17 protein-coding genes and 2 tRNA genes are annotated in these 12,197 nt (G+C 57.5%); 9 read left to right on the top strand and 10 right to left on the bottom strand.

The annotated features are described in order from the left end of the window. Positions 1 to 17 precede the first annotated feature (17 nt). A complete protein-coding gene (gene gloA, locus HFO71_RS17730) occupies positions 18 to 458 on the bottom strand; it encodes a lactoylglutathione lyase (RefSeq protein ID WP_025394381.1) in 441 nt (146 codons plus the stop codon). Positions 459 to 653: 195 nt separating this feature from the next. On the opposite strand from gloA, the gene HFO71_RS17725 reads away from it, so the two are divergent. Together HFO71_RS17725 and HFO71_RS17720 are read left to right on the top strand one after the other, a co-directional pair. Continuing rightward, on the top strand, positions 654 to 1,232 hold the full coding sequence (locus HFO71_RS17725; RefSeq protein WP_017960248.1) for a cold-shock protein: 579 nt from the start codon (positions 654 to 656) through the stop codon (positions 1,230 to 1,232). A gap of 2 nt (positions 1,233 to 1,234) precedes the next feature. Continuing rightward, entirely contained in the window at positions 1,235 to 1,723 is a 489-nt protein-coding gene (locus tag HFO71_RS17720) for a DUF192 domain-containing protein (protein ID WP_025394382.1), read from the top strand. A 167-nt stretch (positions 1,724 to 1,890) separates the two neighbouring features. Here HFO71_RS17720 and HFO71_RS17715 read toward each other — a convergent pair whose 3' ends face one another. Next, positions 1,891 to 2,601 (bottom strand): AbiU2 domain-containing protein, encoded by a 711-nt coding sequence (locus tag HFO71_RS17715; RefSeq protein ID WP_168258330.1) that lies wholly within the window; start codon positions 2,599 to 2,601, stop codon positions 1,891 to 1,893. A gap of 30 nt (positions 2,602 to 2,631) precedes the next feature. Here HFO71_RS17715 and HFO71_RS17710 point away from each other — a divergent pair, with 30 nt between their 5' ends. Then, positions 2,632 to 2,874, top strand: a complete 243-nt coding sequence (locus HFO71_RS17710) for a hypothetical protein (RefSeq protein ID WP_168258331.1) — start codon at positions 2,632 to 2,634, stop codon at positions 2,872 to 2,874. Positions 2,875 to 3,149: 275 nt separating this feature from the next. Beyond that, positions 3,150 to 3,458, top strand: coding sequence for a hypothetical protein (locus HFO71_RS17705; protein WP_168256471.1), 309 nt, complete (start codon positions 3,150 to 3,152; stop codon positions 3,456 to 3,458). A gap of 113 nt (positions 3,459 to 3,571) precedes the next feature. On the opposite strand, the gene HFO71_RS17700 is transcribed toward HFO71_RS17705, so the two are convergent. Further along, positions 3,572 to 3,648 (bottom strand) — tRNA-Pro (locus HFO71_RS17700). Between the two features lie 643 nt (positions 3,649 to 4,291). Between HFO71_RS17700 and HFO71_RS17695 the strand changes: the two genes are divergently transcribed. Further along, positions 4,292 to 4,597: an ETC complex I subunit gene (locus tag HFO71_RS17695; RefSeq protein WP_131642223.1), complete on the top strand. Its 306-nt coding sequence runs from the start codon at positions 4,292 to 4,294 to the stop codon at positions 4,595 to 4,597. Positions 4,598 to 4,654: 57 nt separating this feature from the next. Continuing rightward, positions 4,655 to 4,731, top strand: a tRNA-Arg gene (locus tag HFO71_RS17690). Between the two features lie 148 nt (positions 4,732 to 4,879). Here the strand turns inward: HFO71_RS17690 and HFO71_RS17685 are convergent. Continuing rightward, on the bottom strand, positions 4,880 to 6,049 hold the full coding sequence (locus HFO71_RS17685) for a DUF7256 domain-containing protein (protein WP_312886431.1): 1,170 nt from the start codon (positions 6,047 to 6,049) through the stop codon (positions 4,880 to 4,882). A 234-nt stretch (positions 6,050 to 6,283) separates the two neighbouring features. On the opposite strand from HFO71_RS17685, the gene HFO71_RS17680 reads away from it, so the two are divergent. Next, positions 6,284 to 7,123, top strand: coding sequence for an isocitrate lyase/PEP mutase family protein (locus HFO71_RS17680; RefSeq protein WP_168258332.1), 840 nt, complete (start codon positions 6,284 to 6,286; stop codon positions 7,121 to 7,123). A gap of 84 nt (positions 7,124 to 7,207) precedes the next feature. Here HFO71_RS17680 and HFO71_RS17675 read toward each other — a convergent pair whose 3' ends face one another. Next, on the bottom strand, positions 7,208 to 7,498 hold the full coding sequence (locus HFO71_RS17675) for a DUF982 domain-containing protein (RefSeq protein ID WP_011651794.1): 291 nt from the start codon (positions 7,496 to 7,498) through the stop codon (positions 7,208 to 7,210). Between the two features lie 126 nt (positions 7,499 to 7,624). Then, positions 7,625 to 7,891 (bottom strand): hypothetical protein, encoded by a 267-nt coding sequence (locus tag HFO71_RS17670; RefSeq protein ID WP_168256470.1) that lies wholly within the window; start codon positions 7,889 to 7,891, stop codon positions 7,625 to 7,627. A gap of 13 nt (positions 7,892 to 7,904) precedes the next feature. Here HFO71_RS17670 and HFO71_RS17665 point away from each other — a divergent pair, with 13 nt between their 5' ends. Next, entirely contained in the window at positions 7,905 to 8,084 is a 180-nt protein-coding gene (locus HFO71_RS17665) for a hypothetical protein (RefSeq protein WP_003559012.1), read from the top strand. Between the two features lie 119 nt (positions 8,085 to 8,203). On the opposite strand, the gene HFO71_RS17660 is transcribed toward HFO71_RS17665, so the two are convergent. Beyond that, the gene (locus HFO71_RS17660; RefSeq protein WP_168258421.1) at positions 8,204 to 8,515 is read right to left on the bottom strand and encodes a hypothetical protein; all 312 of its coding nucleotides are present in this window, start codon (positions 8,513 to 8,515) and stop codon (positions 8,204 to 8,206) included. Between the two features lie 158 nt (positions 8,516 to 8,673). Then, positions 8,674 to 9,108: a DUF3597 domain-containing protein gene (locus tag HFO71_RS17655; protein WP_168258333.1), complete on the bottom strand. Its 435-nt coding sequence runs from the start codon at positions 9,106 to 9,108 to the stop codon at positions 8,674 to 8,676. A 470-nt stretch (positions 9,109 to 9,578) separates the two neighbouring features. Between HFO71_RS17655 and HFO71_RS17650 the strand changes: the two genes are divergently transcribed. Further along, positions 9,579 to 10,175: a hypothetical protein gene (locus HFO71_RS17650; RefSeq protein WP_131642268.1), complete on the top strand. Its 597-nt coding sequence runs from the start codon at positions 9,579 to 9,581 to the stop codon at positions 10,173 to 10,175. A 58-nt stretch (positions 10,176 to 10,233) separates the two neighbouring features. On the opposite strand, the gene HFO71_RS17645 is transcribed toward HFO71_RS17650, so the two are convergent. Together HFO71_RS17645 and HFO71_RS17640 are read right to left on the bottom strand one after the other, a co-directional pair. Then, positions 10,234 to 11,007, bottom strand: a complete 774-nt coding sequence (locus tag HFO71_RS17645; protein ID WP_011651798.1) for an amino acid ABC transporter ATP-binding protein — start codon at positions 11,005 to 11,007, stop codon at positions 10,234 to 10,236. Between the two features lie 35 nt (positions 11,008 to 11,042). Next, positions 11,043 to 12,197: an amino acid ABC transporter permease gene (locus tag HFO71_RS17640; RefSeq protein WP_131642269.1), complete on the bottom strand. Its 1,155-nt coding sequence runs from the start codon at positions 12,195 to 12,197 to the stop codon at positions 11,043 to 11,045.

The raw sequence follows: 12,197 nt of genomic DNA, 5'->3' as shown, positions 1-12,197 counted from the left end.
CCTTGCGGCGAAAAACCTTACCAGGCGCCGGTATTGCCCATCGAAGCCCAGGGCTCAGTGGCCGGAAGCGGGCTGCCCTTCTGCAGGATTTCGATCGAGATGCCGTCGGGCGAGCGCACGAAGGCCATGTTCCCGTCGCGCGGCGGCCGGTTGATGGTGATGCCGTTGTCCATCAGATTTTGGCAGGTGGCGTAAATATCGTCGACCTCATAAGCGAGGTGGCCGAAATTGCGACCTCCGCTATAATCTTCCGTGTCCCAATTGTAGGTAAGCTCGAGGCAGGGAGCTTTTTCGCTGCGCGCACGGTCGAGATCGTCGCGAGCAGCCAGGAAAACCAGGGTAAAACGGCCCTTCTCGTTTTCGTGGCGGCGAATCTCCTCCAGCCCGAAAAGCGTAGTGTAAAAGGTGAGTGAGGCGTCGAGGTCTTTGACGCGCACCATTGTATGAAGATAACGCATTCTATTTACTCCTTTATTGGGGCTAGCTTTTTTCGGCGAGCCGAGGTCAGCTTCGGGCAAGTCATCTTTATAAAATGTGCACCTGGGAATAACCGAAAACTAGGACTTGCGCTTATCCGTTACCAAGATGTTAATCTTGATTTCAAGAATCAGTTAACCGTAACAGTGTGACGCGTATTCGAGGGGCTGGCGACAATGGCTGACAGGATTTCATCGAACGAATACTCCGACCTCGACGAGCTATCAGGAGAGGCGGTCGATCTTGTTGAAATCACCGGCGTCGTCAAGTGGTTCGACGTGGCCAAGGGTTTCGGCTTCATCGTGCCCGACAACGGCATGCAGGATGTTCTCCTGCACGTAACCTGCCTGCGCCGCGACGGTTACCAGACGATCCTCGAGGGAACGCGCATCGTCGCCCTCATCCAGCGCCGCGAGCGCGGCTATCAGGCTTTCAAGATCCTCTCGATGGACCAGTCGACCGCGATTCATCCCTCGCAGCTGCCACCGGTGCGCACCCATGTGCAGGTCACCGCGACGAGCGGTCTCGAGCGTGCGCTGGTCAAGTGGTTCAACCGCACCAAGGGCTTCGGCTTCCTGACGCGTGGCGAGGGCACCGAAGATATCTTCGTGCACATGGAGACGCTGCGCCGCTTCGGCCTGACGGAGCTCCGCCCTGGCCAGGTAGTTCTCGTCCGCTTCGGCGACGGCGAAAAGGGCCTGATGGCGGCAGAGATCCATCCTGACGTTCCGAGCCCGGCAAGCCGGTCGCACTGAACATGCGCGGCCTAATCCTATTTGATGCCATCAGAAGCGCCTTATTGGCGCTTTTTTTCATGGTTGCGCTGCCGGCCTTGGCTCAAGAGGAGATGCGCTTCGACAAGGAGCCGCTGCTCATCCAGACCGCTGCGGGCAAGGTGCTGCATTTCACCGTCGAAATCGCCTCGACCCCGGATCAGCGCGCCCGCGGCCTGATGTTTCGCAAGACGATGGCCGATGATGCAGGCATGATCTTCGATTTCGACCAGCCGCGGCGCGTCACCATGTGGATGGAAAACACCATCCTGCCGCTCGATATGCTTTTTGCAGACGACACCGGCACGATCCGCCACATCAAGGAAAAGGCAGTGCCCTATTCGCGCGACATCATCGATTCGATGGTTGCGGTGAAATACGTCGTCGAACTAAACGCCGGCATCGTTGCAAAATTGGGAATCAAGCCTGGCGACAGGATCGTCAGCGCCACGACGACGAAGAAGGCGAAGTAACGGCGCGTGCCGCGGTGCACCTGTCAAAAATATCGGGATATTGAATGGTCGGAGTGGAGAGGCTCGAACTCGTATAGATCATTGAAAACAATGACTATTTACACTCTTTGTAACTCTGTTACGACCTAATTTCTGTCATACCCAATGATCGTTAGTCGTGTCATGCCTTACGCGCCATGGCGCTCGCCGAGCAATGCCATACGCCAGAAGTCATTACCTTGATCGAGAAAGATCCGCTCTTGTTCGTCCAAGCTGGAGTTGTCTCCGCTGACGGCGATTCGGGCGTTTTCAACGAAAGCCTTCGCGCAATCGGTAAGACGGAAAAGTTGATTATAGATCGGCTTCACGTCCACGTCGGTCATCAGCGAGTGAGCCATGAAAGTATCTCGAAATGCCTTTAGCGTCTTCAGGCCGCCACGTCCAAACTGTCCTTTGAATGTTTCGGAGTAGCTTGCTGACACGCGCTCAAGCGCGTTCGCGCAATCTCGCTCGAATTGGTCAGCGTAGCTTCGTGAACCGGGAATCCAGTTGCGGGCGCGGGCCCTAAGTTCCCTCTGGCATCGCTTCTGTCGAAGTAGTCGGATCGTCAGCGGAATCGAAGCAACATCGCGGCTGTTGACATGCCGGTTTCTATTTCCCACGTCGTAAAGTCTCGCGAGGTGCATGGCGAGATCAAAGGCCAAGCTCTGCATAATAGCGTTGAAAGCAAGGGCGCCCGGAAGGGCGTTAGGTAGGTTCGGTATGAGGGCATTGCCCGCTTCCATCGTCGCCTCTATCCGGATCGCGTTGACGATGTTGCGGTAGAGAATCGGAATCATCATATCGAGCCGGGCAATCGCGTCTGCGTTGGATAGCAGAACCTTCTTCTTCTTCGCCATATGATACCGTTGATTCGTAGTGGGGGACCAATGGTGACTTTAACTGGCACTTCGAAGGAAATGGAAGAACAAGCTCGCAAGCTCACTGATGCCGAACTTACGGAATTGGCTTGGGTGAATGATTACCCACAAGCTTTGAAGGCTCGTGCTGAGCTTGCCCGGCGTAATGATGCAACCGCAAAAAATATGCTTTGGTGGGCGAAGGTCGCTGCTTGGTCTGGCATCGTCGCTGTAGTTCTTACTGGAGTCGGCATTGCGATCGCATTGCGATAAAGGGAAACCCGCCGTCAGGTCTGCCGCTTCTTCCAACCCGCGATCATGGCGCTTATCTTCGGCTGCACGCGTCGTCTGCGATCCGGTCAGCGGCATCCTACCCAAGCGCGAGGATACGAAAACACGCAGGAGCCGAGGAGGGACGCCACCAGAAATATGCAAATGAAGCGAATCATCATTTCACTACTATAATGGGGAGATGCTTATTTCTTCGATGATATGTTGGCCCTCGCGTATGGCCCGCATGCTGAGCACGGGTTTCTTAGGAGGGTAGGGTGACCAAGCGCGTAAGTATTATCTGTCTAGTAGGTTTCATCCTCTGTTTGCTTGGCGTGTTTGCCCTAGGAATTTTTAGTGGGGGTGTGGAATATATGGATGTGTTCGTAAGATATACATACAATATTCTTTGGGCGCTTCTTGTCATACTATTTCTGCCGGGCCTGATGAGTTATTTATTTTCGCGGTCGTGGCGGGAGTTTCGCAAGGATAAAGCCAATAGAGAATTCGTGCGCAAGAACCCCTTGTTGACATTTTTTATTTGGCGCGAAATCAGGGACGAGGGGATAGACGATGGGCAGCATTAGTGTAAGCGGTGTGTAGGAATTGGCGCCCACGGCGGCAAGTGCTCTCACAAAGCCCGTTCCCGGATTGATCGCGGCGATACCAAATTCAATATTAATTTCAGTGGGAAAGGCGATGGTCGGAGTGGAGAGATTCGAACTCCCGACCCTCTGGTCCCAAACCAGATGCGCTACCAGGCTGCGCTACACTCCGTGCCGTGAATGGCAGGGGAGATACACGGTTCACTTCGCCGTCGCAACCCATAAATCCAGCTCTGGCCGAAGATTCCTCGCAGGACCTGTGGATGCAAGACAGAAAAATCTTGATAGGTCGCCCAGCCTGCTTGCCGGGCGCACGAGTTCGGTCTGTCTGGCGCAATTGTACGTCAGCACAAGGCTCCCTTAGCCGTGGGCGATCAGGCCGATATATTGGGCGTAGCTGATGGCAACGTAGAAGAACGCCGTGATGCTAGCGCCTATCACAATGGCATTGAACTCCGCCGAACGTCTCATCATGAGCTGCAAATCCACTGAAATCGATTGAGCCGTAAACTAGTGCCGAGGGAAGGCAGCGGCAATCAGGTTATGATCACAAGGTGAGACAAGCGGAAATATTGCGAAATCCGCCGGCAATCACCGGATTTGAAGGGGAGGCGGTGTCGGCCGTCATGCGAACGGAGTCGGCAGGCGTGTCGCACACCGCCTTTTTTCTTGAAAAAGCGGGGATTCGCGGCTAAGCAAAATTCATCTCTTGGCATTATTCTCTGCGATGATGCCAAGGCCCGAGAACGGGCCGGCAACGAGATTGAGACCATGAAAGGCGGGCGCTTGCCCGCATAGTCGGAGACGCTGCAGTCATGTCTGCCAAGATCTATCGTCCAGCCAAGACCGCCATGCAGTCCGGCAAGGCCAACACCCATCTCTGGGTGCTTGAATACGATCAGGAGTCGGCGCGCAAGATCGATCCGATCATGGGCTACACTTCCTCGGGCGATATGCGCCAGCAGGTGAAGCTCACCTTCGAAACGCAGGAACTCGCCGAAGCCTACGCCCAGCGCAACGGCATCGAATACCGCGTGATCGCACCGAAGGATCCGGTCCGCCAGGTCGTCGCCTATCCGGACAATTTCCGCTATACGCGCACGCAGCCCTGGACGCATTGAGATTTCTGGTCCAGATATGCCGCATCCGGTCGCGCTCCCTGAACGCGACCGCCGGACGGCCCCTTAGCTCAGCTGGATAGAGCACCTGCCTTCTAAGCAGGTTGTCGCAGGTTCGATTCCTGCAGGGGTCGCCACCATTTAAAGTATCCATTCCCGAAGAGATTGGTAGTAGTTGGTGGCGCGGCTTGGTTTGTCCCTGCGCGCGCTTATGGCGGCGCTCGATTCGTCCATTTTCTGAAAACGATAGGATGAGTACCCTGCTGTTCGTTGTCTCAGATCGGATCATTCGAAAGCGGGCGGGGTGGGCTCCGTGGCAGACGCCCAATGGACCCACACACGGACCCCGCGATCCTTCAGTGTATCGAAGGTGCGCCTGGCTGGCGTGCCGGCCGTCGTGACCTCATCATAAGTCCCGTTGTCGAGAACTCTCACTTCTTTCAGCCTCGGCAAGTCGAGCAGAGCTTCGATGTGGTCTATGCCAGTGTTGAGTCTCAGATATTCCAGTTTCCGCAATGACAGAAGGGCGCGCACGTCGACATTTCCGATCATCGAGATAGCAGAAAAGCTTCTGAGATTCCTGCAAAGCTCGATTCCTGTCAGCTCCTTCACGTCGAAGACATCGTCCTCGCCATCCCAGAAATACCACGCGAACTCATAGGCGGTTCCTCCGCCGTCGAACTCGATCTCTTCCACGGCGGCGAGAAGCTCGTCGGTCAGTGGATATCGCTCCAGATAGGCCTGGGCCTCGGGAATGATTTCGTAGCCTTCGTCCTCGAGATCGACGGCTCGTCCCAGGACATGAGTTGCGAGCTGTGCCGGAGTGCCGAGATCAATCTGCTTCGCGTCGAGAAGCGAAGACAGCACAACGAGCTTGAGATTCGGGTCCGCAAAGGGGGCTCCGGTCATGCCCGCTGCAGCCGGATAGGATGGTTCCGTCGGTTCCGGATATTCCGCCGCGGGGTTGGAGAAGCCGATTTCGTTGACGGTCTCGAGGGTGAGGCGGACGCGGAGAGTGTAGCCCTCGGGAAACCGTCGCACGCCCATGCGCACGCCTCGCATCATTGGAAGGTCGTCTCCGATCTCAAGAGACGGCATGGCAGCGAGTACCTCTTCGATCTTCATTCCCATGGCGATCTCTCCGACCGGATGGAGGAAGCGATGGTCGTAGTCGAGCATACCGATCAGTCCGTTCCGATCGATCCATGCGACGAAGCCGTGGCTGTTCTCGAGCAGATCGATCTTGCCGCCTTTATGTGGAGCAGGAGGCTTCCAGGTGGAACCCATCGCTGCCTCGACCTTCGCCATCGGCATTCCGGGCCTCAGGGCTGCGAGCGCCGCGACATCCACATTCTCGTTCGACGCCGCCATCACCCGCCCTCCATGAATGCCTGCAAGCGCGACCGCGGCCACGCCAACCATCAATTCTCGCTTCCGCATCAAAACGTCTGCCACGTTCGTTGTCCCCGGCTATGTTAAAGCCGCCGTGTGACAAATATGCTGCCCTTTTTCTGGACGTTCAATGCAAGGGGGAACGGAGGAATGGCTGCCTCATGAGGGCGAGTGCCTGTGTCACCGGGCCACATCGTCCAGCGTCAATCTTAGCATGGATCTCCGAGTTCGCGCATCCTGTTCACATTTCGTTCCCGTGATGCTAGTCTCGCCCTGAGTGAAATGTGAGGGGCATTTATGGATCAAAAGGCCAAGTTCGAGCGGCTGAAGGCACTTCACCAGGGAGAGAGCGCCTTTGTCATCCCAAACCCATGGGACGCCGGTTCGGCTCGCCTTCTCGCAAGCCTTGGCTTCGAGGCGCTCGCGACCACCAGCGCGGGCTACGCCTTTTCCAAAGGCAAGTTGGATTCATTCGCGAGCCTTGGGCGGGATGAGGTACTTGAGAACGCCGCCGAGATCGTTGGCGCTGCCGATCTTCCTGTCTCTGCTGACCTTGAAGATGGCTTCGGTGCGTCGCCGGAAACCTGTGCGGAAACCATCCGCTTGGCCTGCGAAACCGGACTTGTCGGCGGATCGATCGAAGACGCAACAGGCAATCCTGCTGCCCCGATCTACGAGCTGTCGCAAGCCGTCGAGCGCATCCACGCCGCAGCGGAGGCTGCACGGGGTCTGCCTTTCCTTCTCACGGCGCGGGCGGAAAACTATCTGTGGGAGACACCCGATCTGGACGACACGATCGAGCGGCTGCAAGCATTTTCGGCCGCTGGGGCAGATGTGCTTTACGCACCCGGATTGCCGGATATCGAGGCAATCAGAACCGTTTGCGCAGCCGTGGACAAGCCGGTCAACGTGGTCATGGGTTTGAAAGGGCGAAAATATTCTGTTGCCGAACTGTCGAGCGTCGGAGTGCGCCGCGTGAGTGTCGGCGGCTCTTTCGCGCGGGCTGCGCTGGGGGCGTTGATGCGCGCCGCTGTGGAGGTGAAAACAGCGGGTACGTTTGAATATGCCGACGACGCGCTCTCCGCTGCATTCGCCAGCCAACTGATGTCACGGGAGAAGCGCCAGGACAGGCTATGAGTTGGGCAGAAGCAAAAGTCGCGGCGGATTTGCACTGCTCGAGCGTTTTCCGCAAATTCTTCTCTGGAATCTGATCGAGCGATCTCAGTGAACGACCGAGAGGTAGCGGATGCCGGCTTCATCAGCCGCTCTCATCAGCGCTTCCCGCGCGGCGCCCGGGGGCGTGGTTCCGCGGATGGCGTCGAGGCATGTCCTCACCGCGACGACATACTCCTCGCCATCATCGCCGGGCCATTCGGAAATGAGCATGGTGGCTGCATCTCCAAGGGTCCTGACGACGCTGTATTTTTCCTGGCCGCTCATGAGGATCCTCAGTGCGGGAAACTGATGCGATGTGTACCGATTCATGACATTTGGTCCTTGCATCATAAACATATTAGTAACTCTGCAAGAAGTGTTCCAACCGGCGCTGCAGGATGATTATCCTCCATGAATCGGCAAAAGCAGTCGGTAACGCCTCTCCAGCCAGGAAGCCGGGAACTTGTTTTAAACACATTGCCGTCATATTGATTCATCTATCGAAATTGCTTGTCGAGCTTGGTTTGCGCCCTGGCGTCCCAGCTGATCTTTCCTTTCAAAATCGATTTCTGCGCCGTCCGGCAGCCGCCGGAGGGTGATTGTCATGCCGGTTGAGGGGGAATCGTCATGAACGCAGGCAAGTCTTTGATCGACGCAAGCCTCCCCCAACACCATCGTCGCTGCCTGATATGCCTTCGGTCTTTGACCGCGGATGTCAGCGGCGGCATTCCGGCTGGGTTTTCCAGCCATTGAGGAGAATTTCATGAGCAAGACCAATGCAGAGGCACTGTTGCGCAAAGCGCAGCGCCAGGTTGCCAATACCAGCGGTGGTGGCCATCTCGGCGGCACCAACTTCGGTCAGGGCAATGATGCCAAGACCTCGTCCGGAAGCGGCAATCGCCCGGCGGGCAAGGGTCGGCCGCCAGCTGGCGGCAAACGCTGACTATAACGACGCGCGTCTTTCCGATTTAAGAAACTATGCAGAGGTCGCAGCATCGCGATTGAAGACAGCCCCGCCAAAATGGCGGGGTTTCTGTTTGACAGGCCTCTGAAGGGCGCGGCTCAGCGATCCAGGAAATGATCGAAGTAGACCTGGGGGATGGGGTAGGCGTAGACGCCTCTGTCGACGAAGCTGTACCTATAGAGGCAACTTCTGAGAGCCGCGTTGTAATAGAGGCTGTGCGGGTCCGTTGAGCCGCGTTGCCATGAGGCTGCCTCCGGCACGCACCGCTGAAGCGCTTTATCGTACCGAGCCAGCAGCGCCGGGTCAGTATCGACCCGAATGCCGCTGTAGGATTGATAGTTTGAAGGAGATTCTGCGGCCGATATACAGCCCAGGCCAAGTGCAACACCAACGACTGCTATCAATCTCATCGGATTTAATTCTCCACGATCGATTTTGAAGTAATCGAGCGCGACGTTATTGGTTCCAACGCCTGCAGGCAAGGGGGACTCCTTGTTCCCTCCGCATCGGCGAAAGACCTTGCCGGGTGGCTGCCGTCTTAGAAATGGCGGCAGCCATCCGCCGTCGATCAATCCAGGAGATCGGCCGGTACCTTGCCGCCATTTTCCGAAAGCCGCTTCATCAGGGCCTTGTGCAGCCACATGTTCATTTTTGCGGAATCGTTGGTGTCGCCAGTATAGCCGAGTTCAGCGGCAAGTTCCTTGCGCTCGGTCAGGCTCGCATCCATCCCGACGGCTTTCATCAGGTCTACAATAGAACGGCGCCAATCGAGTTTCTGACCGCTCATTTTCGCAGCCGCATCGAGGATCGGGACGATATCGACTGTGGCTGTGCCTGTGGCCGTGGGGACTGGCTTGCTCTGCTGCGCAGGGGCCGGACTGGGGTTTGCCGACGGTGCGGCAGGCGCTGGCGCCGGCTCTGTCGTCGGCGCGCCGGCAGCAACGGGTTCGGCTGCTTTCGCCTCTCCGAAGATTGCATGTTTGATCTTGTCGAAAATACCCATTTTAAACCTCCAGTTCCCTCAAATGAGAACATGCTGAAACATGGACTTCCCGCTTGATATATCCAGGCAGAAAGGGAGTTATTTTTAGCATGTTCAATCGCTGGTGGAGAAGCCAATGCCCGCGACAGCTGTGGTCGATCATAAGGAAAAGCTGCCATCGGACTATTCGCCGCCGGCTGACGATTGCTGGCGCCATCGGAAGGAATACTTCAACACCCCTCCGACTGTCAGCCGACATGCCCGCTTTAGGCACAGTCGGTCGGTCGATTCGGAATTCAATAACCGTGAAACATCATTGCACGCCGCCAAACCGACTTGCCGGGCCATGCTGTGAAACCTTCGTCATCTCTTCACGTTGCCTTGCCATGGACGTCCTGTAGTTGCAGGCGTCCGATCGATCGAAGGCACGCGCGTTCCTCGATTTTCGACTGCCGGGCAGATCGTTCGGCGGAATGGAAACGGAGGAAAACATGACCCATAACCATGGACTGTCCTTTGCAGTGCTCGCATCCACCTGCGCACTCCTTGCCATGCCGGCAAGCGATGCGCGTGCGATGGATGTCGGTGTGTCGGTGAATGCAGGCAATGCCGTCAGCGCCGGTGTCAATGCTTCCGTTGGCGGCTCGAACGGGGTCAATGGCGATGCGACCGCCAATGCCGGCGGTGGCATCGATGCCGATGTCAATGCCAGTGTCGGTGGCGGCAACGGTATCGACGCAGACGCCAACGCCAGGATCGGGGGCGAGCGCGGCGTCAATGCTGATCTCAATGCACGCACCGGCGGTTCTGATGGGCTCGATGCCAACGCCACGGCCTCGGTCGGTAGCGGTAATGGCATCGATGCCAACCTCGCCATCGGCAGGGTGGATGGGGCAGGCAGCAGCGGCAGACCCGCGGCTGAGCGCAGCCTCAGCGCGTCCCAGATCCGCACCCTGGAGGCCTTCCAGGCGAGGCCTGTCAATGATCAGCGCAAGATGCTCGTCCGTTGCGCCGATATCTCCGCCTCCGGCGGTGATTCCGGTCTTGCCGGTCTCTGCAGTCTGCTGCAGGCGACAGCCTCCCGCTGAACGTGAAAAACCCGCCGAACCGGAAGGTGCGGCGGGTCTTTTCAAGGGACGCTTCGATCTAGTGCAGGATCTGGCTGAGGAACAGCTTGGTGCGTTCGTGCTGCGGGTTATCGAAGAAGGCGGCCGGTTCGTTCTGTTCGACGATTTGGCCCTGGTCCATGAAGATGACCCGGTTGGCCACCTGGCGGGCAAAGCCCATTTCATGGGTGACGCAGAGCATGGTCATGCCTTCCTCGGCAAGACCCACCATGGTGTCGAGCACTTCCTTGATCATTTCGGGATCGAGCGCCGAGGTCGGCTCGTCGAACAGCATGATCTTCGGGTTCATGCAGAGCGACCGGGCGATCGCCACGCGCTGCTGCTGGCCGCCGGAAAGCTGGCCCGGATATTTGTTGGCCTGCTCCGGGATCTTGACCCGCTTCAGGAAGTGCATGGCCACTTCTTCGGCCTGCTTCTTCGGCATCTTGCGGACCCAAATTGGCGCCAGCGTGCAGTTTTCCAGGATCGTCAGATGCGGGAAGAGGTTGAAGTGCTGGAACACCATGCCGACTTCGCGCCGCACCTCGTCGATCTTCTTCAGATCATTGGTGAGCTCGGTGCCGTCGACGACGATTTTGCCTTTCTGATGTTCTTCCAGGCGGTTGATGCAGCGGATCATCGTCGACTTGCCCGAGCCTGATGGGCCGGCAATGACGATGCGCTCGCCGCGCATGACCTTCAGGTTGATGTCGCGCAGCACGTGGAAATCGCCGTACCACTTGTTCATGTTGACGATCTCGACCGCCACTTCCGTCGCGGAAACGGTGAGCTTTTTCGCTGGAGCTTCAGCCATGATTATTTTCCCTCATTCTTATCGTTGTAGCGTTCTTATCGTTTGTGGCCGGTATCGAGATGGCGTTCCATGAAGCCTGAATAGCGCGACATGCCGAAGCAGAACAGCCAGAAGATGAAGCCCGCGAAGATCAGACCCGTGATCGGCGTGACGGCGCTTGCCCAGTTGGCATCGGAGAAGTTCAGCTTGACGATGCCAAGCAGATCGAACATCCCGATAATGGTGACCAGCGACGTGTCCTTGAACGTTCCGATGAAGGTGTTCACGATGCTCGGGATTACAAGCTTGATGGCCTGCGGCATGATGATCAGCCGGGTCTTCTGCCAATAGCCGAGGCCGAGTGAATCGGCGCCTTCGAACTGTCCCTTCGGGATCGCCTGAAGGCCGCCGCGGATCACTTCAGCCATATAGGCCGACGTGAAGATCGACACACCGATCAGCGCCCGAAGCAGTTTGTCCACGTTCCAGCCTGTGGGAAGGAAAAGCGGCAGCATGACACTTGCCATGAACAGAACGGTGATCAGCGGAACGCCTCGAATGACCTCGATGAAGGTAACGCAAAGCATCCGGATGACGGGCATCTTCGAGCGGCGTCCCAGCGCAAGCAGAATGCCGACGGGTAGGGAGACGGCGATACCGACAAAGGACAGGACGAGCGTCACCATCAACCCGCCCCAGAGCGGAGTCTCCACCACTTCGAGGCCGAAGCCGCCGTGAAGAAGCCAGAAGGCCATGATCGGCAGGACGGCGAACAGAAGGATGGCGTTCAGGCCCTTGCGCGGCGCCGACGGGATCAGCATCGGAACCAGCAGCAGAATGAACAGAATCCCGACGATCGCCGGCCGCCAACGCTCACCGAGCGGATAGCGGCCGAAGATAAACTGATCGTACTTGGCGCTGATGAAGGCCCAGCATGCACCGCTCCAGCCGTCAGGCTGGATGCCGCCCTGGATCGTTGTCGCGCAGAATGTGCGGTCCGGCCCGGACCATACGGCCTGGATGAACAGCCAGTTGACGAGATGCGGCACGGCCCATGCGAGGAGCGCAAGAGCCAGGATCGTCAGGATCACGTCCTTCGGGCTTGCCAGGAGATTGCGACGTATCCAGGCGACGGCTCCTCTCTCGCCGGGGGGCGGCGGTTCGGCGGCAAGGATGGACGTTCTGACAAAGGGTTTATCGGCGACCGACAT

The sequence above is a fragment of the Rhizobium laguerreae genome (assembly GCF_019778565.1).
In the GTDB taxonomy this organism is placed as follows: Bacteria; Pseudomonadota; Alphaproteobacteria; order Rhizobiales; family Rhizobiaceae; genus Rhizobium; species Rhizobium laguerreae.
This window is presented reverse-complemented; position numbering and strand designations above follow the sequence as displayed.

What these genes read in the sequence shown, in the direction of transcription:
- HFO71_RS17720 (WP_025394382.1), top strand. Translation starts at nt 1,235, where the DNA reads ATGCGCGGCCTAATCCTATTTGATGCCATCAGAAGCGCCTTATTGGCG.
- HFO71_RS17670 (WP_168256470.1), bottom strand. Translation starts at nt 7,891, where the DNA reads ATGGCTGGAAAACCCAGCCGGAATGCCGCCGCTGACATCCGCGGTCAA.
- HFO71_RS17665 (WP_003559012.1), top strand. Translation starts at nt 7,905, where the DNA reads ATGAGCAAGACCAATGCAGAGGCACTGTTGCGCAAAGCGCAGCGCCAG.
- HFO71_RS17675 (WP_011651794.1), bottom strand. Translation starts at nt 7,498, where the DNA reads ATGTTTATGATGCAAGGACCAAATGTCATGAATCGGTACACATCGCAT.
- HFO71_RS17715 (WP_168258330.1), bottom strand. Translation starts at nt 2,601, where the DNA reads ATGGCGAAGAAGAAGAAGGTTCTGCTATCCAACGCAGACGCGATTGCC.
- HFO71_RS17650 (WP_131642268.1), top strand. Translation starts at nt 9,579, where the DNA reads ATGACCCATAACCATGGACTGTCCTTTGCAGTGCTCGCATCCACCTGC.
- gloA (WP_025394381.1), bottom strand. Translation starts at nt 458, where the DNA reads ATGCGTTATCTTCATACAATGGTGCGCGTCAAAGACCTCGACGCCTCA.
- HFO71_RS17695 (WP_131642223.1), top strand. Translation starts at nt 4,292, where the DNA reads ATGTCTGCCAAGATCTATCGTCCAGCCAAGACCGCCATGCAGTCCGGC.
- HFO71_RS17725 (WP_017960248.1), top strand. Translation starts at nt 654, where the DNA reads ATGGCTGACAGGATTTCATCGAACGAATACTCCGACCTCGACGAGCTA.
- HFO71_RS17710 (WP_168258331.1), top strand. Translation starts at nt 2,632, where the DNA reads ATGGTGACTTTAACTGGCACTTCGAAGGAAATGGAAGAACAAGCTCGC.
- HFO71_RS17640 (WP_131642269.1), bottom strand. Translation starts at nt 12,197, where the DNA reads ATGTCGGTCGCCGATAAACCCTTTGTCAGAACGTCCATCCTTGCCGCC.
- HFO71_RS17680 (WP_168258332.1), top strand. Translation starts at nt 6,284, where the DNA reads ATGGATCAAAAGGCCAAGTTCGAGCGGCTGAAGGCACTTCACCAGGGA.
- HFO71_RS17655 (WP_168258333.1), bottom strand. Translation starts at nt 9,108, where the DNA reads ATGGGTATTTTCGACAAGATCAAACATGCAATCTTCGGAGAGGCGAAA.
- HFO71_RS17660 (WP_168258421.1), bottom strand. Translation starts at nt 8,515, where the DNA reads ATGAGATTGATAGCAGTCGTTGGTGTTGCACTTGGCCTGGGCTGTATA.
- HFO71_RS17645 (WP_011651798.1), bottom strand. Translation starts at nt 11,007, where the DNA reads ATGGCTGAAGCTCCAGCGAAAAAGCTCACCGTTTCCGCGACGGAAGTG.